Origin of the sequence: Weissella paramesenteroides (assembly GCF_036327715.1) — a bacterium.
Taxonomy (GTDB): domain Bacteria; phylum Bacillota; class Bacilli; order Lactobacillales; family Lactobacillaceae; genus Weissella; species Weissella paramesenteroides.
Genome location: NZ_CP130559.1, coordinates 48,616 through 69,904, shown reverse-complemented (window position 1 = coordinate 69,904; position 21,289 = coordinate 48,616). Strand labels below are relative to the sequence as shown.

The window sequence follows — 21,289 nt, the reverse complement described above, 5'->3', positions numbered from 1 at the left end:
AAATTTAATTAATATTTATCACCTGATGCACCACCACCCTAAATATTTAAAAATCCAGATAATATGTTATTTAGCTGCTCGACGTTGTGATGCATTTGCAGCTCGGCTCATCACTTGACCGATATAACTAATTGATAGACACAAGATAATGATTTCGATTGCTGCTGGTAACCATGTCCACCAGTATTGCGTAATATTGTTGGGATCATTGGCATTCGCAATCAAAGTACCTAATGATGGAATATTTGTTGGCAACCCAAATCCCAAATATGACAGCCCGGTCTCAACACCAATATTTTCAGCAAATGACAAAGTCGTATCAACAATAATCAATGAAGAAATATTTGGCATGATTTCTCTAAAAATGATTTTCCAAGCACTAGTTCCAGAGGTAATTGAGGCAGATACATAATCTTTCTTGCTTTCCGCCAACGTGCGAGATCGAATCAATCGTGATGTTCCCATCCAATAAAATAATGAGAATATTAATGTCAATGTGACTGAATTATAGTTATCAATAATGGTGACAAGTACAATAATCATCATGGTCATAGGAAGCATCATCATGAAGTCATAAACACGCTGCATCCCCCAATCAATATAGCCACCAAAATATCCAGAAATTAGTCCCCAAGCAATACCAAAAGTTGATGATATAACCGTCAACCCAATCGCGATACCAATCGAATTACGCGACCCAACAATTAATTGCATCGCAATTGATCGTCCATTAGCATCTGCACCTAGTAAAAAACCATCATGTCCAGGTGGCGTTAAGTACGCCATGATGTTAGTTGTCATCATCTTGTCACTATTAATAAATAGTGGTGCAATCATGACAAATAATATGAACCCAACCACAATAATCAACGCGATTAACGCTGGCCGATCCGCCTTAAATTCGTTCCACAAAATCTTCGTTGATGAAGGGGCCGCCTCTTGCTTGGCTTCAGCAGTCAAACGTTGCAATTCTTGAGGTGATATTTCAGCCACTCTACTCGTTGATGCCATTTCATATGCCCCCTTTCTAACTGATTCGAATCCGTGGATCCACAATGCTCAAAATAATATCTGATAATAATGTTCCTAGTAAGTTCAAAATACCAAACAACAATACCAGTGCCGTAATAACGGTGTAATCACGGTAACTAATTGAATCAATAAATAACATGCCCATACCTGGATAAGAGAAGATTGTTTCAGTAAAAATTGATCCATTCAATAATCCGGTAATTGAATAGCCACCAAATGCAGCAATCGGTAAGAGGGAATTGCGGAAAATATGGTGCCGATAAATCGCTTTACTTGGCACCCCCTTTGACCGTGCCGTTCTAACATAATCAGAATGCTTAGCATCAATAACCTCAGAACGCATATACTGCACAATATTCACGGTTCCAAATAATGCTCCTAATAATCCTGGCAATAAAATGTGGAAGAAGCGTGAGCCTAAGGTACCAAACCCTTCAGCATTTGCGGAAACCGATCCCGTTGTTGGAAACCAATTTAAGACGTAACCGAAAATCCACAATCCAATGACTAAAATAACGAAAAATGGAATACAGTAAGTCACGTAGGTATACACTCGAATAATTGTGTCTGGTAACTTACCTTCATGTTTTCCTGCATATAAACCAAGTGGCAGAGCAATTAAATAGGTTAATATCATGGTAAACAATGATAACCACAACGTGTTGATGGCTCGTTCACCAATCAAATTAGAAACTGCCTCATGATACTGATAACTTTGCCCCAAATCACCATGGAATAAATGAACCACCCAATTCCAATACTGTTGATACCATGGGTCATAGAGACCATTAATTTGTTTCAAATGTTCAATTTGAGTTGCACTTGATCGCGGATTGATTGAACCTGTAAATGGATCACCTGGCATTGCCTTAGCTAACAAAAATACCAATATACTTAACAAAATGACTTCGGGAATCATGATTAAAATTCTTCGAAAAATTGTTTTCCACATTAATCATCACCCCTTTGCTAGCTTTTCTTCTGGCAATGCGACAAAGTGCGTTGGTGACACTTGAATTAGTGGATACGCTAAGCCATCTTTATCATAATATTGGTTTGATTGCTCTTGATAGATTTTCTCAATTTCTTTTCGTTGCTGCTGTCTTTCTTGACGATGTGCCACATCAACTTCTGGAATTGCTGCTAATAACCTCTTGGTATAAATGTGCATCGGATGTTCATAGATATCTTCACGCGTCCCAACTTCAACCAAACGTCCTTTATTCATAATGGCAATATTCTGACACATATGACGAACGACACCTAAGTCGTGTGAGATAAATAAATAAGAAATGCCAAATTCACGTTGAATTTTTTTCATAAAATTCAAAACTTGTGCTTGTACGGATAAATCCAACGCAGATACTGGCTCATCCGCAATAATTAGTTTTGGGTTAGTTGCTACTGCACGTGCAATGCCAATACGTTGCCGTTGTCCACCTGAAAATTGATGTGGATACTTATACAATGACTCTGGATTTAAACCAACTGTATTTAGTAGTTGCAAAACACGGATTTTCTCATCCTCAGCCGATAAGTGTTGAAAATTTCTTAGTGGTTCGGCAATAATATCTAACACTCTTTTTCGGGGATTTAAACTAGATAACGAATCTTGGAAAATCATCTGAACATTCTGGTTATATTTTATATTGCGGCGGGCGCTACCTTTCGTAATATCGACTCCTTCATAAAGAATCGATCCTGATGTTACATTTTCTAGACCCACAACTGACTTACCCGTTGTTGATTTTCCTGAACCAGACTCACCAACTAATCCGTAGGTTTCACCAGCCTCAATATTAAAATTGATGCCATCTACAGCCTTAACCTGATCGGTCACTCGATTCAAAAAACCTGAACGAATTGGGTAATGGACTTTTAAATTTTTGATTTCAATTAAACTCATACCCGACTCTCCCCCAAGTTTTTAAAATAAAATTCTTTATAACACGTGCATCTAACCTGATGCCCGGGTACAATTTCATGCATCGTTGGATTCTCTTCATGAGCCTCTGCTGAAATCCAAGGAATTCGTGCCGCAAAACGATCACCTGTCTGAGGCATGCGTTCAATAGATGGCACACTTCCTTGAATAACGTACAAGTCGTCATTATCGACATCTTGATTACCTTGTGGCATCGAACGTAGCAGCGACCTTGTATATGGATGACGTGGGTCACCAAATACTTGTTCTGTTGTGCCACGTTCAACAATTTCACCGGCATACATCACCGCAACTTCATCCGCTGTTTCGGCTACAACCCCTAAATCATGAGTAATCAGAATAATTCCCGCATGATTTTCGCGTTGAATTCCCCGCAAAACATCTAATATCTGTGCTTGAATCGTGACATCTAAAGCTGTCGTTGGTTCATCTGCAATGATGATATCTGGTTTACAAGCAATCGCAATGGCAATAATTACTCGCTGTCGCATACCACCAGAAAGTTCATGCGGGAATTGATTCGCCGTTCGTTCTGGATTAACAATGCCTACTTGCTCTAATAATTCAATGACACGATCATGTTTCTCTTTGGCTGTCATTTTCGTATGATAATCCAATACTTCCTTAATCTGATCCGCAATTCGCTTCAAAGGATTTAAAGCTGATAGCGGATCTTGAAAAATCATCCCAATCTTAGCGCCACGTACTTCATTTAAACCTTTTTCGTCAAATTGTAATAAATCCTGCCCTTCAAATAAGACTTGCCCTGTAATATGGGTTGCATCTGGATTATGCAACCCCATGATAGTCGTCGCCAATGTACTCTTTCCACACCCAGACTCACCGACAATTGCTAATATTTCATCCTTTTTTACTTCTAAATTTACGTGCGACACCGCATCATAGTACTTCCCACTAATTTTAAAAGATGTCGAAACATCATTTAATTCTAGCAACACATTGTCTTCAACCAATCTACTCACCTCAAATCATTACGACTTAACATCCCCTGCTTAAATTTATCATAATTTTTTAATATTATAATAAACTGACTTTGATACTTCAAGTTGTTTTTTAATTTTATTCTAATCTTATTGTAATTTATCAATAAATTGTTCGTATTTAGCGCATATAAAAAGACATCATATCAGCATTTATTGATATGATGCCATTTAAAATGATATACATTTATCTACATTGTAATTAATGTGAAATTCTCTAATTTTTCCAATTTTTTTGTAGTATACTAACCTTAATTTGAATGATTGGGGCAGATTATGGCAAAAAATAAAGGGTTATTTTTTATCATCGTTGGCGGCATACTATGGGGTGCATCCGGAACTTGCGCTCAAATACTTTTACATGACACTGGTCTTTCGACATACTGGTTAACTGGCATGCGACTACTATGTGCGGGTATTTTATTATTAATTTACAGTTATTTACATACACATCAAAGTATTTTCACCATTTGGCGGTCACCTAAAATGGCCATTCAATTACTCATTTTTTCTTTTATTGGCATGCTTCCCTCACAGCTAGCTTATTTTATGGCTATTAAATATGGTAACGCTGCTACTGGGACAATTCTACAATTCTTAGGGCCAATTTTTATTTTACTATTTTTAATTATACGTTGGCGCCTAAAGCCTTCTCGTACAGATATTCTATCTGTCTTACTAGCATTTTTAGGCACTTTCCTGCTGGTAACACAAGGTAATGTTACCCAACTAGCGCTTTCAATCAGTGCTATTGTTTGGGGAATTTTATCAGGGCTAAGCCAAGCATTTTATACACTTCTGCCCGGTAAATTATTGAAAAGCTATGCGACAGAATTAATAACTGGTTGGGCAATGCTGTTAGGGAGCATCCCTTTCCTACCACTGTTAACGTCTCATGCAATGCCAACATTTTCGCTTAATTCTTGGCTTGAAATTATCTTCATCATTGTGTTTGGAACAGCCATTGCTTATCTCTTTTATCTATCCAGTCTAAATTATTTAAAACCCACGACAACGAGTATGCTAAGTGCTTTTGAACCGCTAACGGCCACTTTTCTTGCAGTGGTATTCTTAGGTACGCCCTTTAGTCTGGTTCAAATACTCGGCGGTGTATTAATTATTGGTGTCACATTCCTACAGGCATTATCTGCCAAAAGACCAATAAGTGATCATTCATAGTTAAATTTCTTTCTCCATCACAATATCTGTTGCATGCAATCCTAGTTTTTCATAAACATGGATTGCTCTTTTATTGTGTCCAAATACATGTAACCGCAAATATTTATAACCGTATTGCTTCATTTTTTCGGTCGCTAATTCTAATGTTTGCGTCCCTAATCCTTGATTTTGGAAGTCAGGATAAATATTAATGTCATAAACAAATGCAATCTCATCATTTCCACGATAAGCTGCTAACCAAATATATCCTTTAACCTGACCATCCTCTTCAACCATATAAAAATAATTTTTCTCTGTTTCTAGACCATTTGGTAGTAATGTTTGATATTCATTGTGGGCCAATGTAGTCGCCTTAGATAGAGAGATTTTTTCTGCCTTCACCTTTTCTGTAACATACGATTGCATACCTTGCTCTAGATATGTCTGAAATTCATCTTCAGTCATGATACGTAATTCAACCATCCTGTCCCCCCTAATCTAAATCAACAATCATTATTTGATGATGTGAACATTTTATAATTTTTAATAAATTCTCATACGTTACAAAAACAGTTGCTGTATTACTATTAGGATGAATACCAATACTATCAACTTTTTGTAACTCTTTATCCAACAACACCGTCACTTGATTTTGGACGTCATGTGGTAAGCCAAGTGGTGTAACAAAGCCTGGTTTTAAACCTAAAACATCCGCCAAATCCATTTCGTTTGCAAAGCCCAATTTACTCCGACTCAATTGTAATTGTGGTGCCAATGTCTTAAAGTCAACTTTCTTCTGTCCAACAACGATACAGAGAAAGAATTCATTTGTTTTTCTTTTTTTAAGGAAAAGATTTTTTATCACGACATCATTTGGCAAATCTAATTTATTGGCTTCTGCCATTGTCCAAACAGCCTCATGCTTGACTTCGTGATATGAAATATCATTTTGTTGCAGAAAATCAATTGCTTCTTCGTATGTAGATAGAGTCATCGTCTTCCCCCTTCTCTGGTACAACTAGTAAATATCAAAAATTATGCATTTAAGCTAATGTTTGCCTATACAATTTCATCTGTCTATCCATAAAGTCTGTTATCATTTTTTGATATTGAAACCCTAGCTTCTCATAAAAATCTTTCAATTGTGTCATGACATAAATTTCTTGATAACCAAGTATCCGCGCTTCATTAAGCACCATTTTAACAATATGACTAGCAATATTTTGACTACGATAGTCTGGTAGTACATACAATGTACTAAAATAAGGGGATTCAGGGATATTGGCAATATCCTGATCAACTAACGCACCAACACCCACAACTTGATCTTCATCCAATGCAATAACTACTCTTTCGTTATTGCCCATTTGCTTGGCCATTTTCTTAGCAATAAATTTTGCTCCCGACCATTCAAAGTGATTGACTTGCTGTTGATAGTTGTCCCAAATATTAGGAGCAATATTTGATTGCTTTAGTACTTTATAGTTAATCATGATTTTCCTCCCTCTTTTATCCATTTGTACGATATCAAAAAAGTGACCAATATGTAAACCATACTAGTCGCTCAACTATAACTATTTTGCTGTCTTTGTCTTCATATAAATTACTAACCAAATCAAACTGATAGCAACAATGACTGTGCTAAACCAGATCAAATGACTAAAGCCAGTTGCTGTCTGAGTTGCGATTGCTGCTTTGGTTGTTCCTGATGTTTGGATAAACAATGCCGCAACAGTTGTCCCAACAGCTCCGATGAATTGTTGCACCGTATTAAAAATGGCATTAACATCCCCAGATTGTTGGGGTTTAACTTCAGCCACTCCGGCAGTCATTGCCACACTAAACGTTAAGTTTCGTGCCAAAGTGAATACAGCATACACAACTGTTAAGCCAATCGTCGCAATATTAGGTGCCATCACTGAGAAAATAATCATGACAACCAGGAATCCAAGTGATCCCCATGTCAATGGCTTATTAGCTCCTAAACGATCATACATTGACCCATAAACTGGTGCAACTGCTGAACCTAATAATGACCCTGGCATTAGAATAAATCCTGCAACCATTGTTGTTGTCCCCAATGTTAATTGACTATACTGTGGTAAAGCAAAATTAACGGCCAAGTTAATGGCTTGGGATGTTGCATAAATTAATAATGCCATAACCAGAGCCTTGCTACGGAAAACACTGATATCAATTAATTGATTAGTTGAGCGTTTTGCAGCTTGGATAAATCCAATCATCGCAACAACGGCTACTAATGCCAAAATGATAATCGCTGCAGTGAGTCTACCAGACTCTAGTTGCCCTAAAGCTAATATCGCTGATACTAGAGAAATACCGATTAATATAAATTGACCATAAGCAAATTTATTTTTTGATGTTGGCTTTTGATTATCTAAATTAAACCAGCCAATTAACAATGAAATAATTGTCACGGGTAGAATAATCATAAAAATAGCCCGCCAACCCAATGTATAAGTGACAACTCCTCCATAAACTGGTCCTAAAGCTGGGGCCAAAGAAATAATCAATGTTCCAAAGCCCATATATTTACCAAGTTGCGACATTGGGACACTGGTAAATATAACATTAAAGACCAGTGGTAAGGCAAAGCCGGTTCCGACTGCCATAACCAATCGACCGAATAGTAATAACCAAAAACTTGGTGCAATAATTGCAATAATATCGCCCACTACAAAGGCAATCCAGCCAATTATGTAGGTTTGTCGTTTACTTAAAATGGCGTTAAAATGTGCTGATGTTAACATCAATAGAGCAACGACCAAAAGATATGCTGTTGTTAACCATTGGACAGTTCCCATTGACTGGTGAAATTGTTGAATTAATTCTGGAAAGGTCACGTTCATTGACGTTTCCGTTAAAATACCTGAAAAGCCCAAGATTGCTGATGCAACAATCGACCAAATAACTCTAGATGAAACTTTTTCTTCGTTCATAACTCCTCCTACTTATCTAAAAGTGCCTGATTTCCATTTAAGCACATTTTTTTGTAGCGTGTAAGTATCATTTATGTTACAAAAAAAAGAGCGCGACAAAAGTCGCTTTGAAGCCGGTGTGTAACGTGATTTGCGCAATTTTTGTCAGTAGCAAAGCGAAGGACAGGGATTGCGTAAATTACGTTACATTGAGGCTTCAGACTTTTGGCGCGCGTTTATGCTATCAAACTTTCATATCCATAATTAAGACAATTTTAGCCAAAAAAATTGGAACATTTTCTTTTGTCCCAATCTCCAGCAAGTAATTAAATTTATGAAGAACTTTTTACCTTCAGGGTCTGTCCAGCTTCTAGATTGTCCAAATCAACTGATGGGTTTAAATTCTGTAATTGCGTAACAGTTAACCCATATTTTGTAGCAATTGCATAACCCGTTTCCCCTTGTTGTACAGTAACCTTCTTTTTAGAAGAAGTTGTTGCTTTACTACTTGTAGAACTGTCTACAGCACTATCTGATGATGATGCAGCTTCAGTTGTTGAACTTGATTCACCACTACTGCTAGAACTAGTTGAAGCGGCTGTTTGTTGGGTATCTTTATTCGTTAGTGCACCATAAGCAACTGGCACGGTAAAACCAATAGCAAACAACACCACATAACCGATAAAGATAAATGTCCAAAATTTCAATCGTGAAGGACGTCTTGATTTCATATTTTCTCACCTTTGTTAATTATTGTGAATAGCGTAACATGTCTATGGATATTTTGCACACATTTTATAATTTTTGACTTATACGATAGTTAAAAATAATTAATTGTACGAACTAGCCATTTATTTGCTAAAATAAAATGATTATTGTCAATTTTATCAGGAGAATTGAAGTCGTGAAACAATTTTTTAAAAATCTTATGAATAACAAACTGGTAGCGACAATTATCGACGTGACCTCTCGGGTTGATATTATTACAGCTAGTTCATCGATTGCCTACTTCGGACTACTATCAATATTCCCTGCAATCGTTATATTGGGAACTTTACTACCTTATTTAGGATTAAAAATTGATACCGCATTAAAATATGCCCAGACTGCTGTTCCCGAATCTGTCTTTACTTTTATTGAACCAATTATTCGATCAATTCTAAGTCAAAATGGCGTTGGCGTTCTATCAGCTTCTATTATTATCACGCTTTGGTCACTATCTCGTGTTGTCTCTTCAATTCGTATTGCCCAAAATGGTATTTACAATGTACAAGCAAACAGTGTCGCTATTTTTGACCGTTTCATATCAATGTTTTGGCTAATTATTATTTTGGCCATTATTGGTGTCTTATTAATTATTGCATCAGTTGGCTCAAATATTTTAGAAGCCTTACCGATTAGTGGCAACATTGTTTATCAAATTGAATCAGCAAAACGTTTAGTTGTTATTCTAGGATTATTTATTGGCGCGTTTTTATTCAATACCCTTTTACCCATCAAGAAACCTCGAATTATTTGGATTTCAATTGGTACAATCATTCAAATCACACTTGTTATTTGGCTTGCCAAAGCATTTGGATGGTATGTTAACATTGCTGCACAAGCCTTTACTTTTTACCAAGCTTTAAGCTCAGCAATTATTTTGTTACTATGGATCAATTTTATCGCCCTAGCATCATTGATTGGGACAATAATTACAGCCATTTTAGAGGAACTATTTCCACCACGATCAAGTGACAGAGCCAGCAATTGGTACATTTTAAAATTATTTTTCCGCAATTCAGGAAAAAACACAAAAAAATAGTTGTATTGTCGGACAATATGAGTTATATTAATAACAGTTAATAGGAATCGCATTCCCTTTGACTATATGTACAACAGACTCATAACACTAAGTCAACCGGCTTAGCCGTAGGACTAACTGACCTACAACCTACTCCTTAAAATATATCCATAGACATTTCTTACTCTTGTGTTTATGGTCAATGCTATTGTATACCCTTTAGGTAATGGCATTAGAAAAGCACCAGTAATCCCACGTTGCTGGTGCTTTTTATTTGTCTTATTTTTTGTGATATGGACATGTCATCTCATGATCATTAATTAAGCCAGCTGCCTGTAGAAAAGAATAGCTAGTAACTGGACCCACAAATTTAAGTCCTATTTTTTTCATTGCCTTAGACACGGATATTGCTAAATCATCTTTTGCTGGTACATCTTGATAGTTGATAACGTGGTGGTCAATGGTCTGATTGTCGACAAATGACCATAACCATTGATCGAAAGTCTGCCCTGTCTGTTGCAGTGCTAAAATCGCTTGCGCATTATTAATAGTTGCTTGGAGTTTTAAGCGATTGCGAATAATTGTTGCATCTTGCATTAATTGTTCAATATTTGCTTCCGTATACTGTGCAACCTGTTCTAAATCATAATTTGCAAATGCCTGCCTGAAAGCCTGCCGTTTATGTAAAACGGTTCGCCAGCTCAAACCCGCTTGATAAGTTTCTAAGCTTAACAATTCAAATAGCATCTGGTCTCGATGCTCTGGCTGTCCCCATTCGGTATCATGATATTGAACCATCAACGCATCTTTTTCATCAACCCATTGGCAACGTTTTGATGTCATCATAAAATCCCCCACAACACTATTTAATCGTTATATTACCATCCGAAACATCAACATTAAATTGATTATCAAATGATTGACTGCTATTCAGATAACTATTACCGTAATTGGTACCATAAACTTTGACTCGTCCAGCCGATGCCTGCATCTGTAGACCAATGTTAGTTAATCCTAATGCTTTTAATGAACCATCCATAATCGTCATAATATTATGACCTGTAAGTTGACTATTAACTAGCTTAACACTTCCCTTATTTACCTGAATGGCGCTGGCATCAATCATCGTTTTTTGTAAAATCGTTTTACTACTATCCGCCGATAACATCAGACGACCAAGTTTTGAATTATTTGTATTGATATCACTATCACTACTGTTTACCGTTGTCTGACTAGCTTGTAAATTATTTAATGACATCTTTGAATCATGAGCAGCAACTGACAAATTTTGTAATTGTGTGTTATTCATTTGAATATCAGCAGCCGTTGCAGTTAGTGTCACACGATTTGCACGTAGGTTTGCAATATTCATGGCACCATACATAGATGATTGTCGATATTCAGTTAATTTTTTATTCTTTGGCACACTAATAATCAATTTTTCTGGCTCATGCTTACCAAAGCCCACTTCATAACCCTTTTCTTGATTAGGCACATAGCGAATTTTTAGTTGCTTACCATTTTGTTTGACATGTAGAAAATTAGGGTTAGTGATGCGCCCTTTAATTTCAATACTTTGTTGCGTTCCTGTTTGAAAAGTAACCGGCACATTCGCTGTTTCCACATCAATCTTAGTCACTGATTTTACGTAATGATGCACAGATTTAATTTGTGAAACCTCAAAATGGCCATTATGCCAGCCCAAGTTATTTTGACCACCATGCGCTAGACCAACAATCATAATGATGACACCAAAAGAAATCACAATGAATCCAGTTAAAACAAATCGAAAACCTTTATGCATGATGTATTACCTCTTTACCCTTATGTGAGAATCGACGCCCAACATATTTAACAAAACGCATCAATGCTCTAAAGACTGTGCGAATAATGGTCACTCCAACAGGCCAGGCAACAAACTGTAGCCCGACAATAATTAATCCGATACCACCTTGATATAAACCGGTGGCCCAATTACTAGGCATAATTGCCAAGCCGCCAACGATTTGAAATAAGCCTGTCAGTAGATAATAAATTAGCGCCACAATCACAATTGCGGCAATACCAATTGTCGCAAACAAACAAATTAAAATTAACAGCATAGCCGGCACCCAAACAATTGATGTCAGTAATCCCTCCAAAACAATGCTAATTAAGTTAAATTCTTGTTTGATCCAGTTTTGGCGATCTTGATGAGTACTTTCATGCTCATATGTATTATGTATATCGTCCTCTTCAAGGCGCAATGAATAGTCAACCAAAATACGACGTGCCAGCTGTTTTGGTGTTCCTAACTCTGAAATTAAACGCTCTCCAGATAACTGGGCATCTGCAGCATATTCCTGATAAAAACGAATAACATCTTCCTGTTCATCCACTGTCAATTGGTTTAAATAGACTTTAACCTGCGTAAAATAAATACTATTTTCCATTAGTGTCTCCCTCTAACATCAAATCATTAATTTTACGACTAAAGTCACGCCACTCATCTTGAATACGTGTCATTTCTTTATAACCCAAGTCGGAGATACTGTAATATCGACGATTACGACCTTCAAAAGGTTCATCATATGTTGTTACCCAATCACGTTTTTTTAAGCGACGCAAAACAGGATACATTGTTGACTCTGACACTGCAAAGCGCTCCTGAACTTGTTTTGTCAGTGAGTAACCATATAAATCTTCTTTAGAAAGTAGCGCCAATACCAACCCGTCCATGAGGTCACTTGATAATTGCATTGTCATAATTCAACTTCCTTTACAATACTATAAGTCATATAATATAATACAAGTATAGGGAATCGAAACTTGTCTGTAAAGTGTTTTAATTCCCACGATATTCTATGAGAAAGTGAGAAACATTATGGCTAAAGATAAGAAATTAACAAAATCAAATGACCGTGTGCTAAGTGGCGTGCTTGGAGGAGTGTCAGAATACTTTGACTTGGATGCTTCGCTAGTCCGTTTAATTTTCGCCGCAGCAACAATTTTCACTGGGTTCTTCCCATTTGTGTTCATTTACATTGTTGCCGTCGTAATTATGCCCGATTCACCAAATACCCACCAGTATAAGTATCGATTTGATGAAGATGCTGAAGAAAAGCGCCGTGACGTTACTCCTGACGAAGATGACCAAATCTAAAGCAAACTTACTTCAGTTAAATTAAATAATAGCGTTTTAAAGGGATGGAACAATGAGCGTTCCATCCCCTTTATGCTTAAAATGTGTTAATAATTTTTACATCAAGGAGCAAATCTATGTTTGGTACTTTTTTTAATGTGACCATGATTATCCTGGGGAGCCTAATCGGTAGTTTAACCAAAAAATATATTAAACCTGTCTATCATACTGTGTTAATGCAATCCATTGGGCTAGCTGCTATTGTGATTGGTATTCATGCAGTCATTAAACCGTTAGATCAAAGTACCTTACCCGTACTTTTTATTATCAGTTTGGCGATTGGTGGTATTATCGGGACAGCCATTAATATTCAGGATCGATTTGACCAAACAATTCAAAAATTTACAAATAGTGATCTATCTACTGGACTAGCAACCGCCATTTTACTTTATTGTTTTGGATCACTCTCTATTTTAGGTCCAATCAAAGCTGCCTTGCAGCATGACTATACTTTCCTGTTGACCAATGGTGGCTTAGACTTTATTACTTCAATTGTCTTAAGTGCAACTTTTGGTCTTGGTATCATGTGGGCTGCTGTCGTTTTATTTTGCTGGCAAGGTGGACTGTATCTCTTAGCGCTACTCTTCCAAACAGCATTGAGCACTACCCTATTAAATGAACTTACAATTATCGGTGGTATATTGATTTTAGCTTCCGGTTTAAGCGTACTAGAAATCAAAAAAATCAATACACTGAATCTACTACCTGCGTTGTTGGTGCCACCAGTGGTGTTAGCCATCATGCACTTTATTTGATTATAAGTTGAATAATTTTAACGAAAAAGCTAAGCCAAAATTTTTCTGGCTTAGCTTCTTTTAGTAGTTGTTTATTAAAAACGGAAAACAGCAATAATAATTAGCAAAATTGTTAATAAACTAACAAATCCTACCCCTGACCATTCCTTGTAACGACCGTGCGTAAATGCTGCTCCAACCATAATAATGGCTAACCCAATAGCTGCTAGTGGTGTTAAAAATGGCAAAATGTTAAGTGCTAAAGGTAAAATAAGACCAAGCGCACCTAAAAGCTCAGCTGTTCCAATAAATTTTATAAATGCTTCTGAATCAAGGTGATCCATTTTTTTCAATTCTTCACCTTTAGTACTGAATTTAAAAGTTTTTTGAAACCCTGAGTTTAAGAAAATAATTGCAATTAAAGCTTGTACTACCCACAAAAAAATATTCATATGCTTCTCCTTATTACTTACTATAAGTAAGTATATCGAACCATATAAAATAAATCAAGGGCTTCAAAAGTTTCTCTTCCTGTTATGCTGGGTAATACCCCGGCGAATACGTCTAAAAATTGCCTCCGCAATTGCGAAGCCAATATCAATTGCCATGGCAATCACCAACGTTTTAATCAAGCTTCGTCCGGCATTAAGATAATGACCTAACGTAAATTCTTTTAGACTGGTGTAAATAATGATTCCTGGTACCAGTGAAACGAGTCCCGGAACATACATCATATTAACAGGTGCTTTGATCAGAATGGCGGATACGTTACCCAGTAAACCAATGGTTAGAGCCGCCAAAAAATTTTGTAGAATGATATTGCCAGTTACTTGAACAGTCAGCAAATAAACTGTCCAACCACATGCACCAGTCACACCAGCTAGAAACAAGACACGTCGGGGCACATTAGTAATAATTCCGAAACCGACTGTTGATAAAAAACTGAAAATAAATCCTAAGACAAGTTCCACTTATAGGCCTCCCGTCATTATATGGGCAATAAAGCTGCCAACAATGGCACCAATTCCAATTGAACCAGCAATCATAATTGCATCCACACCACGAACAAGACCAGATAAAATGTCACGATCAATAATTTCTCGTAATGAATTTGTTAATGGTACACCAGGCACTAATGGCATCAGCGAACTAATCATAATATTGGCTGCACTATCTGCAATACCAAAATATTGTAATAAAGTTGCTAATAAACTAATAACCAAGCCACCAACAATGGCACTTAGATAAGGTGCTGTTGAGTGTGCATTTCCCCACTGTGAAGCAAGATATCCTAAAATACCAACGAAGAATGCCAATGCAAGATCCGTCCAAGAAGCTTTGAATAACAACATTGGCGCAACTGACACAAAACCGGCGCCAATAATTTTCTGAGTCCATGTGAAATCAATCACCTTATGATCAATAATATGCACCTTACGTTCTAACTCATTAAAGTCAATCTCATGAGCAGAAAATTGTCGGGATAGCGTATTTATTTCATCCACCTTTTGCAGATTAAAACTTGAGACATTCGGCTTAACAAGATGGGTTGTTGAGCCACTTTCAGTACTGATAAATATTGCTGTCATTGTGGCATGACAGTTAAGATTGATGCCTGCTGCTTGACCAATATACGCAATTGTCGACTCTACTCGTGTCGTCTCTGCACCACTTTCAAGCAATATTTTTGCAACCAAACCACAAACATCAATGATATTATTCACACGCTTCTCAATCATATTTGTTTCCCCACAAACCCATTTAGTAAATAAATAATATCACATAGAAATCGTATTTTATACCTAGTTTTATTTTCTGAATAACTACGCAAACAAAAAGGGTTAGAACAGTATAAACTATTCCAACCCACTAAAACTTAATTTTATAATATGAACTCAGTAGCAGGATTGCTTTACAACAAAAACTGTTAATGCCCAAATAACTGAAAGGTATTAACAACTCCCCAAATCCATTGTTTACGTTGCAATTTTGTTAGAAGCTGCCACCCATCCTGTGATAAATGTTGCTGATAAGATAATTGTCGTAAAGCTCTGATTATATCAATCATCTCTTTTTCTTGCGAGCGTTTTTGACGTTGTAAACGATTAGTTGCCTCACTAATTATATACCCTTCATCAACAGTTAATTTTGGATGTTTAACCACAAATTTTAATAAATATTGTCTGAGATCTTGTCTAAGCATACTATCACCCATATCTGATTGCGATTCTACTTCAACTTTGATGTTGATTGTAACGCAATTTCTGTTATTTGTCTGAGTTAACGTATGTTAAACATGAAAATTTTTGTGAGCACAAAGTTTAGGAAAAAATAGCGCAATTCACGTTACACACCAGCTTCAAGACGACTTTTGTCTCGCTCTCCTAACGTTTGTCCCTTAATCACATACTGATAATAAAGAATCCGGAAGATATAAATAATCGTTGCTGTAATGAAGAACGAAGCGACGACATCCCCCATAAAGTGGGCGCCAATGATTACACGCGCAATTCCCATCAGCGCACCATAAACAATACCAATAACCCACCAAGTTTTTTGTGTCTTACCTTGAAAGAACCAAGAAAGAATAATCAACAATGTTGCCGCCTGGGTATGTCCTGAAGGAAATGACATATGACCATTAACACCATTAATAGTTAACCAATTAGTATAGTTACTTTGACTTTTATTCAACTCATACGGACGTACCCGCCCCCATATTTCTTTTAGCCCCAGATTGACTTGCAAAGAAAACCAAACAGTTAATGAGGCAAAAATAGCAATCACTAATAATTGTTTGATTCGCACTAACTCAAGACGATTAAACCAATATTGCAAAGCCAAGGTCAAAATAATAAAAATAATAATCCAGATACCATAAGCCTTACCAACACTGAGCGCCGTTGTCGCACCATCACTATTTGCAAGACCAATTGCTTTATGATGATCACTGTTCGACTGTACCGACAAAAGATAACTTTCAACTTCGTTAAGATACTGTTTTAATTGCCAACCCGATAGTGCTAGTCCACTAAATGCCAAAAGGCCTTTAAAAAGAGTTGTCTCTTGTACTTTTAATGCATAAGCAACTGCTATTTGTCCACTAACAACAAAAATTAAATACTGTGGAAATTCACCAAAACTCTGAAACATGGTACCAAATACACTATTATAATTGATAAAAGTATTGCTAATCTGTAAGTCTGCAAATGCTGCAATAAATAAAAGAACAAAACAAACGATGACACTGATTCCAAAAAATTGCTTTTGTCTAGCAACTGACATACAACATACTCCTTTCACATTCAAGAAAACCACCTGTACAAGTCAATCGTAAAATTTTAAGGTAACGAATTAACCGATTTTACGTAAGCGTTGTGTAAAGTTTTCATTGAAACCGTGAATTTAAGTATTTTGAAATTAGCTTCTTCATAAAAATAGAGCCATGAATCTACCCATTTTCTGAGTAGATTCATGGCTCTCCTATAAAATATCACTTTTACTGTTTTTTAATTGTCGTCACAAATTCATCAAAGTAAGCTCGTTCATGTAAATTACGGTTACACTGTAAGCTATCCACACAAATATAATTGCCCTTCTTTGTATACCGACCATCTCCTCGTCGTTTATTTAACGCCAAGAACATCGACACATTTTCTTCATGATGACAAATAGCGCAATACCCTTTAACAACTGGACTTGAAACATCACCAACAAGTCCCAATAACTGTTCATCCTCGTAATACAAGATATACTTACGTTGCGTTGCAATATCATTCCAAGCAAAGAATGTATAATCACGCCAATCAACCACCGTCAAATCAGGTAACGTTAATTTTTTCGTTTTACGAAAGACCTGTGCAATTTGCTTCTTGTTAGGCGCAACAAATGGTGTAACAAATGGTTTCAGTTCCTGCACCATCTTCTCGGTTGCACGATGACGCAAACGACGATCCATAATATTTGTCAATAATTGATCAATTTCTGGATAATCGCCTGGTACTGTTTCATGAATTTCCTCTGCTGCTAATTCTTGCAAAGCAGCAACAGTACTTAAATCATTTACCGATTGATATTGATGCACTAAATTGTACACAATTTCATTGATTTTCATGTATTGATAGGGTTGCATAGTTAATGTCATTTTTTATTTCCTTTCTTTTCTTCCGATCAGAATCATTAGAAAGAAAGTTTCTAGTGATTCAGTTAACAATTGTTAACCGCGTCACTAGAAGATACTAAACGTATCATCTTATCACCTCCTAAGGTCGTCTTAGTTTAACAAACTCCCTTAAAAAAAGCAATTTAGAAGATAACAGTTAAATTCGTTGGTTGTTCAATATGAATTTCAGGATGAGCCATAATATACTCACCAATTAAATCTGCCGTTTCGCGCTGTACCTCACGAACGACTTTATCTGTCGAAAACATTGGGAAGTTGCCAGCACCACCAGCACGATAATTATTCATAGCAACTTCATAAGTGGCCATCATGTCCAATGGTTGACCATCCTTTTCAATAGCAACTACTCGTTGTCCCATGGGTTGACTAATATCAAAGGTATAATCTATCCCACTCCAAATATCGTAATTATAATGCTGGACTTTAGGCGTTGTGAATAGTGGATTAATAGTTAGCTGTCCATCATCTGCAACCTTAAAGTATCGGGCATTTACTTCTAAAGCATCTTTAATATCTTGCCCCGTCAGCTTTTCAACAACTAGTGTATTAGGAAAAATATAGTTCGTCATGATATCACGTTGTGACACAGCATTTCCTAGACCGCGAACTTCATCATTGAACAATGCCGTATTGGAAATATCCGTATCCGTTGCAGCCATTTGCACCTGATTGACTAATTCAATAAATGGATGATTATGTGCACGTGCTGCAAAGTGATCAACCACCTGCATATTATCACCAACATGACCAACAGGCGTGTCTAACCATTGATCCACCTTTTCTTGCAAAGGTTCGATGATAGCAACAATATCCTCACGTTCTGGAGCATTGCCTGTCGCCAATAATTCTGCTGTTGCTGAAACACATTGATTTGATTCATTAAGTGTTAGGGTCATCAAGCCAACATGATCACCCCGATAGCCTGGTTGAGTCGTTGGCACACCATGAACAACCTCCGCAATTTCACGGTGTTGATGACCTGTTACAAGTGCATCAACTCCTGCTAGTTGTAACAATTGATAACCTTGGTTTTCTGAAGTTACCCGCTCTAAAGGCTGACCAGTTTTTAAATCTTCGGCAAAACCACCATGATAAGCTAACACTAACACATCAACGTGTGGTCGTACTTCTGCAATATACTTTTTAGCAACTGCGACTGGATCTTCAAAAACTAGTCCCTTAATATGTGCTGGTTGTTCCCAATGGGGAATGAATTGGGTTGTTAACCCAATGACACCAATGTTTACACCTTGACGTTCAAAAATTTTATATGGCTCGCCCACAAACGGTTGTTGTGTTGTTTCATCCAAAATATTGGCATTTAATAAATTAGGCGTCTCTGAAAAGACCTTTTCAATATACTCACGTCCAAAATTAAATTCATGATTTCCCAGAATCCGTACATCGTATTTCACCGTATCGGCTAATTTTTGATAGACGTCCGTCTGATCAGTTGCAACTTTTTCAATATAGTTGGTTAATGGCGACCCTTGGATAAAATCACCATTTTCAATGATTAACGTAATATTTTCTGATTGTTGCGCCTGTTGTTGATAATCTGAAATAACTGTCGCCGCACGTGATAGTCCCAGTCCATCGTTTAATAAAGGGCGACGAAAATCATCTGCTCGTATATAGCCATGAACATCTGACGTTGACAAAATAGATAGTTGCATTTTGTTCTCCTTATTTATAAATAATAAAAAGGCTGGTACCACATCGTGTGCCAGCCTTCATCATCTCGTATCGTTACTAATTAAACCAAACGCTTACGTAATTGTCCAGATAAGAAATCTATCACTGTGACCATCACGATAATTCCCAAAAGAATAATACCAACCTTTGACCACTGACGTGTTTGCAAAGCGAAAATCAATGGTGCTCCAATACCACCAGCACCAACAATTCCTAAAATAGCTGCAGAACGAACTGCAATCTCAAATCGGTAAAGTGTATAGTTCATAAACTCTGGCATCACTGCAGGAATAGTTGCCAAAGTTAAGCCATCAAGGGCTGATCCACCCGCAGCAACAATCGCTTCATTCGGTCCACGATCAATATTTTCAATAGCTTCTGAGAATAGCTTTCCCAGCATACCAATCGAGTGGATTGACACGGCCAAAACACCCGCATAAGCACCAGGACCAACTGCCTTAATAAACATAATTGCCAGAACGATTTCTGGGAAGACACGAATAATCGTCAAAATTAGCTTACCAATCGTTGAACGTGGTGTAAAGAATCCCTTCTTTGTACGTGCTGCCAAAAATGCAAATGGTAACGTCAACACGGCTGAGATAAACGTTCCTAGGAAAGCAATCGCCAATGTTTCAATCAAGGCACTAATCAAATCTTCACCATCACCCGAATAAACGTATGACCAATCTGGATGGAATAGTCCGTGAATAATAGATTTCGTTACCTGCATTGCTTGAGGCTTCACCGTTGACAAAGGAATACCTGAGAAAGCCCAAATAAATAGTAATACCACCAAGGTTGCTATGATCCATGGGCCATATTTTTGCCACGGATTTCGTTGAATTTTTTGCATTATGCCAACGCCTCCCGTAATCGATTAGAAATACCGTCGACGATAATAACAACAACCAGAATAGCCAAAATAACCACAGCTGTTCGATCGTAACGGAATAGTGACAGTGTCTGATCTAGGTACAAACCAACACCACCAGCTCCCAGGTAACCTAATACAGTTGATGCTCGCACATTGATTTCCAATGTGTACAGGAAGTAACTTAAGAATTGATTCATAACTTGTGGAATCACCGCAAAAACAATTTTCTGAATACCATTCGCACCAACAGATGTTAATGCTTCAATCGGTCCATCATCAATTGTTTCAATTGCTTCATAGAACAACTTAGAGATCATACCAAAACTAAAAATAGTTAACGCGCCAACTCCGGCCATCGGACCAATACCGACGATAGCTACGAAGACCGCTGCCAACAGTAAATCTGGTAATGCACGTACTAAATTCAAAAAGAAACGAATAATACCACGTAAATATGTGTTTTTTACAATGTTTCGTGCTGCTAACAAGCTAAAAGGTACTGCAATGATTGTTCCCAACAATGTACCAACTAGCGCCATTTGAATGGTTTCAGCAATAGGGGTAATAATTGCCGAAACAAATGTCCAATCTGGGTGCATCATCCGCAACAATAAATCCCAGAATTGATCCCAACTAAAGTTTGCAGTCGCACCAGTATTATAACCCGATCCAATAAAAATTAAGACAAATAGGAGGACAGACAAAATGCCCTTAACATGCCACTTTTCACTGAATTGGCGTTCAGGTAAAGTTGCGTTCAT

Annotated in this window: 26 protein-coding genes; 4 read left to right on the top strand and 22 right to left on the bottom strand. The window is 37.1% G+C overall.

Annotated elements, in window-relative coordinates:
• Positions 1-66 precede the first annotated feature (66 nt).
• From QRX23_RS00330 to QRX23_RS00315, 4 genes are read right to left on the bottom strand one after another with little or no spacing between them, the layout of a single operon-like run.
• Positions 67-1,011 (bottom strand): ABC transporter permease, encoded by a 945-nt coding sequence (locus QRX23_RS00330; protein ID WP_330155530.1) that lies wholly within the window; start codon positions 1,009-1,011, stop codon positions 67-69.
• A gap of 16 nt (positions 1,012-1,027) precedes the next feature.
• Positions 1,028-1,984 (bottom strand): ABC transporter permease, encoded by a 957-nt coding sequence (locus QRX23_RS00325; RefSeq protein WP_330155529.1) that lies wholly within the window; start codon positions 1,982-1,984, stop codon positions 1,028-1,030.
• A gap of 6 nt (positions 1,985-1,990) precedes the next feature.
• A complete protein-coding gene (locus QRX23_RS00320) occupies positions 1,991-2,938 on the bottom strand; it encodes an ABC transporter ATP-binding protein (protein WP_330155528.1) in 948 nt (315 codons plus the stop codon).
• Positions 2,935-3,960, bottom strand: coding sequence for an ABC transporter ATP-binding protein (locus tag QRX23_RS00315; RefSeq protein ID WP_330155527.1), 1,026 nt, complete (start codon positions 3,958-3,960; stop codon positions 2,935-2,937). The genes QRX23_RS00320 and QRX23_RS00315 overlap by 4 nt, the downstream gene beginning before the upstream one ends.
• A gap of 294 nt (positions 3,961-4,254) precedes the next feature.
• Here QRX23_RS00315 and QRX23_RS00310 point away from each other — a divergent pair, with 294 nt between their 5' ends.
• Positions 4,255-5,157, top strand: a complete 903-nt coding sequence (locus QRX23_RS00310) for a DMT family transporter (protein WP_330155526.1) — start codon at positions 4,255-4,257, stop codon at positions 5,155-5,157.
• On the opposite strand, the gene QRX23_RS00305 is transcribed toward QRX23_RS00310, so the two are convergent.
• The 5 genes from QRX23_RS00305 to QRX23_RS00285 all read right to left on the bottom strand — a co-directional run bounded on the left by QRX23_RS00305 (position 5,158) and on the right by QRX23_RS00285 (position 8,806).
• Complete coding sequence (locus QRX23_RS00305) at positions 5,158-5,619, bottom strand: GNAT family N-acetyltransferase (protein ID WP_330155525.1); 462 nt, start codon at positions 5,617-5,619, stop codon at positions 5,158-5,160.
• Positions 5,620-5,629: 10 nt separating this feature from the next.
• The gene (locus QRX23_RS00300) at positions 5,630-6,130 is read right to left on the bottom strand and encodes a YbaK/EbsC family protein (protein ID WP_330155524.1); all 501 of its coding nucleotides are present in this window, start codon (positions 6,128-6,130) and stop codon (positions 5,630-5,632) included.
• Positions 6,131-6,179: 49 nt separating this feature from the next.
• Positions 6,180-6,629: a GNAT family N-acetyltransferase gene (locus QRX23_RS00295; RefSeq protein ID WP_330155523.1), complete on the bottom strand. Its 450-nt coding sequence runs from the start codon at positions 6,627-6,629 to the stop codon at positions 6,180-6,182.
• An 81-nt stretch (positions 6,630-6,710) separates the two neighbouring features.
• The gene (locus QRX23_RS00290; RefSeq protein WP_330155522.1) at positions 6,711-8,096 is read right to left on the bottom strand and encodes an MFS transporter; all 1,386 of its coding nucleotides are present in this window, start codon (positions 8,094-8,096) and stop codon (positions 6,711-6,713) included.
• A gap of 311 nt (positions 8,097-8,407) precedes the next feature.
• Complete coding sequence (locus QRX23_RS00285) at positions 8,408-8,806, bottom strand: LysM peptidoglycan-binding domain-containing protein (RefSeq protein ID WP_330155521.1); 399 nt, start codon at positions 8,804-8,806, stop codon at positions 8,408-8,410.
• 173 nt (positions 8,807-8,979) lie between these two features.
• Here QRX23_RS00285 and QRX23_RS00280 point away from each other — a divergent pair, with 173 nt between their 5' ends.
• Positions 8,980-9,879, top strand: coding sequence for a YihY/virulence factor BrkB family protein (locus QRX23_RS00280; protein ID WP_330155520.1), 900 nt, complete (start codon positions 8,980-8,982; stop codon positions 9,877-9,879).
• 258 nt (positions 9,880-10,137) lie between these two features.
• Here QRX23_RS00280 and QRX23_RS00275 read toward each other — a convergent pair whose 3' ends face one another.
• Genes QRX23_RS00275 through QRX23_RS00260 form a run of 4 tightly spaced genes read right to left on the bottom strand, consistent with a single transcriptional unit; the run spans position 10,138 to position 12,603 of the window.
• Positions 10,138-10,701: a DNA-3-methyladenine glycosylase I gene (locus QRX23_RS00275; RefSeq protein WP_330156111.1), complete on the bottom strand. Its 564-nt coding sequence runs from the start codon at positions 10,699-10,701 to the stop codon at positions 10,138-10,140.
• 19 nt (positions 10,702-10,720) lie between these two features.
• Positions 10,721-11,662 carry a DUF4097 family beta strand repeat-containing protein gene (locus QRX23_RS00270; RefSeq protein WP_330155519.1) on the bottom strand — a complete coding sequence of 314 codons (942 nt, stop codon included), beginning with the start codon at positions 11,660-11,662 and terminating at the stop codon, positions 10,721-10,723.
• Complete coding sequence (locus QRX23_RS00265; RefSeq protein WP_330155518.1) at positions 11,655-12,290, bottom strand: DUF1700 domain-containing protein; 636 nt, start codon at positions 12,288-12,290, stop codon at positions 11,655-11,657. The genes QRX23_RS00270 and QRX23_RS00265 overlap by 8 nt, the downstream gene beginning before the upstream one ends.
• Positions 12,280-12,603 carry a PadR family transcriptional regulator gene (locus QRX23_RS00260; RefSeq protein ID WP_131474000.1) on the bottom strand — a complete coding sequence of 108 codons (324 nt, stop codon included), beginning with the start codon at positions 12,601-12,603 and terminating at the stop codon, positions 12,280-12,282. The genes QRX23_RS00265 and QRX23_RS00260 overlap by 11 nt, the downstream gene beginning before the upstream one ends.
• Positions 12,604-12,721: 118 nt before the next feature.
• On the opposite strand from QRX23_RS00260, the gene QRX23_RS00255 reads away from it, so the two are divergent.
• Together QRX23_RS00255 and QRX23_RS00250 are read left to right on the top strand one after the other, a co-directional pair.
• Positions 12,722-13,000, top strand: a complete 279-nt coding sequence (locus tag QRX23_RS00255; protein ID WP_002829206.1) for a PspC domain-containing protein — start codon at positions 12,722-12,724, stop codon at positions 12,998-13,000.
• Between the two features lie 116 nt (positions 13,001-13,116).
• Positions 13,117-13,794, top strand: coding sequence for a DUF554 domain-containing protein (locus QRX23_RS00250; RefSeq protein WP_330155517.1), 678 nt, complete (start codon positions 13,117-13,119; stop codon positions 13,792-13,794).
• 74 nt (positions 13,795-13,868) lie between these two features.
• Here QRX23_RS00250 and QRX23_RS00245 read toward each other — a convergent pair whose 3' ends face one another.
• The 9 genes from QRX23_RS00245 to phnE (QRX23_RS00205) form a co-directional block, all read right to left on the bottom strand.
• The gene (locus QRX23_RS00245) at positions 13,869-14,225 is read right to left on the bottom strand and encodes a DoxX family protein (protein ID WP_330155516.1); all 357 of its coding nucleotides are present in this window, start codon (positions 14,223-14,225) and stop codon (positions 13,869-13,871) included.
• A gap of 63 nt (positions 14,226-14,288) precedes the next feature.
• Positions 14,289-14,744 (bottom strand): threonine/serine exporter family protein, encoded by a 456-nt coding sequence (locus QRX23_RS00240; RefSeq protein ID WP_330155515.1) that lies wholly within the window; start codon positions 14,742-14,744, stop codon positions 14,289-14,291.
• Positions 14,745-15,512, bottom strand: a complete 768-nt coding sequence (locus QRX23_RS00235) for a threonine/serine exporter family protein (RefSeq protein WP_002829209.1) — start codon at positions 15,510-15,512, stop codon at positions 14,745-14,747. It lies immediately after the preceding gene.
• Positions 15,513-15,700: 188 nt separating this feature from the next.
• Complete coding sequence (locus QRX23_RS00230) at positions 15,701-15,976, bottom strand: hypothetical protein (protein WP_330155514.1); 276 nt, start codon at positions 15,974-15,976, stop codon at positions 15,701-15,703.
• A 143-nt stretch (positions 15,977-16,119) separates the two neighbouring features.
• Positions 16,120-17,058: a phosphatase PAP2 family protein gene (locus QRX23_RS00225; RefSeq protein ID WP_330155513.1), complete on the bottom strand. Its 939-nt coding sequence runs from the start codon at positions 17,056-17,058 to the stop codon at positions 16,120-16,122.
• Between the two features lie 214 nt (positions 17,059-17,272).
• Entirely contained in the window at positions 17,273-17,917 is a 645-nt protein-coding gene (locus QRX23_RS00220) for a FusB/FusC family EF-G-binding protein (RefSeq protein ID WP_002829212.1), read from the bottom strand.
• A 161-nt stretch (positions 17,918-18,078) separates the two neighbouring features.
• Complete coding sequence (locus tag QRX23_RS00215) at positions 18,079-19,632, bottom strand: bifunctional metallophosphatase/5'-nucleotidase (protein WP_330155512.1); 1,554 nt, start codon at positions 19,630-19,632, stop codon at positions 18,079-18,081.
• A gap of 80 nt (positions 19,633-19,712) precedes the next feature.
• Complete coding sequence (phnE, locus tag QRX23_RS00210; RefSeq protein ID WP_002829214.1) at positions 19,713-20,507, bottom strand: phosphonate ABC transporter, permease protein PhnE; 795 nt, start codon at positions 20,505-20,507, stop codon at positions 19,713-19,715.
• A complete protein-coding gene (gene phnE, locus QRX23_RS00205) occupies positions 20,507-21,289 on the bottom strand; it encodes a phosphonate ABC transporter, permease protein PhnE (RefSeq protein ID WP_002829216.1) in 783 nt (260 codons plus the stop codon). The genes phnE (QRX23_RS00210) and phnE (QRX23_RS00205) overlap by 1 nt, the downstream gene beginning before the upstream one ends.

Coding starts and splice junctions, on each gene's coding strand:
- QRX23_RS00330 (WP_330155530.1), bottom strand. CDS start 1,011: ATGGCATCAACGAGTAGAGTGGCTGAAATATCACCTCAAGAATTGCAA.
- QRX23_RS00325 (WP_330155529.1), bottom strand. CDS start 1,984: ATGTGGAAAACAATTTTTCGAAGAATTTTAATCATGATTCCCGAAGTC.
- QRX23_RS00320 (WP_330155528.1), bottom strand. CDS start 2,938: ATGAGTTTAATTGAAATCAAAAATTTAAAAGTCCATTACCCAATTCGT.
- QRX23_RS00310 (WP_330155526.1), top strand. CDS start 4,255: ATGGCAAAAAATAAAGGGTTATTTTTTATCATCGTTGGCGGCATACTA.
- QRX23_RS00305 (WP_330155525.1), bottom strand. CDS start 5,619: ATGGTTGAATTACGTATCATGACTGAAGATGAATTTCAGACATATCTA.
- QRX23_RS00300 (WP_330155524.1), bottom strand. CDS start 6,130: ATGACTCTATCTACATACGAAGAAGCAATTGATTTTCTGCAACAAAAT.
- QRX23_RS00295 (WP_330155523.1), bottom strand. CDS start 6,629: ATGATTAACTATAAAGTACTAAAGCAATCAAATATTGCTCCTAATATT.
- QRX23_RS00290 (WP_330155522.1), bottom strand. CDS start 8,096: ATGAACGAAGAAAAAGTTTCATCTAGAGTTATTTGGTCGATTGTTGCA.
- QRX23_RS00285 (WP_330155521.1), bottom strand. CDS start 8,806: ATGAAATCAAGACGTCCTTCACGATTGAAATTTTGGACATTTATCTTT.
- QRX23_RS00275 (WP_330156111.1), bottom strand. CDS start 10,701: ATGACATCAAAACGTTGCCAATGGGTTGATGAAAAAGATGCGTTGATG.
- QRX23_RS00270 (WP_330155519.1), bottom strand. CDS start 11,662: ATGCATAAAGGTTTTCGATTTGTTTTAACTGGATTCATTGTGATTTCT.
- QRX23_RS00265 (WP_330155518.1), bottom strand. CDS start 12,290: ATGGAAAATAGTATTTATTTTACGCAGGTTAAAGTCTATTTAAACCAA.
- QRX23_RS00260 (WP_131474000.1), bottom strand. CDS start 12,603: ATGACAATGCAATTATCAAGTGACCTCATGGACGGGTTGGTATTGGCG.
- QRX23_RS00255 (WP_002829206.1), top strand. CDS start 12,722: ATGGCTAAAGATAAGAAATTAACAAAATCAAATGACCGTGTGCTAAGT.
- QRX23_RS00250 (WP_330155517.1), top strand. CDS start 13,117: ATGTTTGGTACTTTTTTTAATGTGACCATGATTATCCTGGGGAGCCTA.
- QRX23_RS00245 (WP_330155516.1), bottom strand. CDS start 14,225: ATGAATATTTTTTTGTGGGTAGTACAAGCTTTAATTGCAATTATTTTC.
- QRX23_RS00235 (WP_002829209.1), bottom strand. CDS start 15,512: ATGATTGAGAAGCGTGTGAATAATATCATTGATGTTTGTGGTTTGGTT.
- QRX23_RS00230 (WP_330155514.1), bottom strand. CDS start 15,976: ATGCTTAGACAAGATCTCAGACAATATTTATTAAAATTTGTGGTTAAA.
- QRX23_RS00225 (WP_330155513.1), bottom strand. CDS start 17,058: ATGTCAGTTGCTAGACAAAAGCAATTTTTTGGAATCAGTGTCATCGTT.
- QRX23_RS00220 (WP_002829212.1), bottom strand. CDS start 17,917: ATGACATTAACTATGCAACCCTATCAATACATGAAAATCAATGAAATT.
- QRX23_RS00215 (WP_330155512.1), bottom strand. CDS start 19,632: ATGCAACTATCTATTTTGTCAACGTCAGATGTTCATGGCTATATACGA.
- phnE (WP_002829214.1), bottom strand. CDS start 20,507: ATGCAAAAAATTCAACGAAATCCGTGGCAAAAATATGGCCCATGGATC.
- phnE (WP_002829216.1), bottom strand. CDS start 21,289: ATGAACGCAACTTTACCTGAACGCCAATTCAGTGAAAAGTGGCATGTT.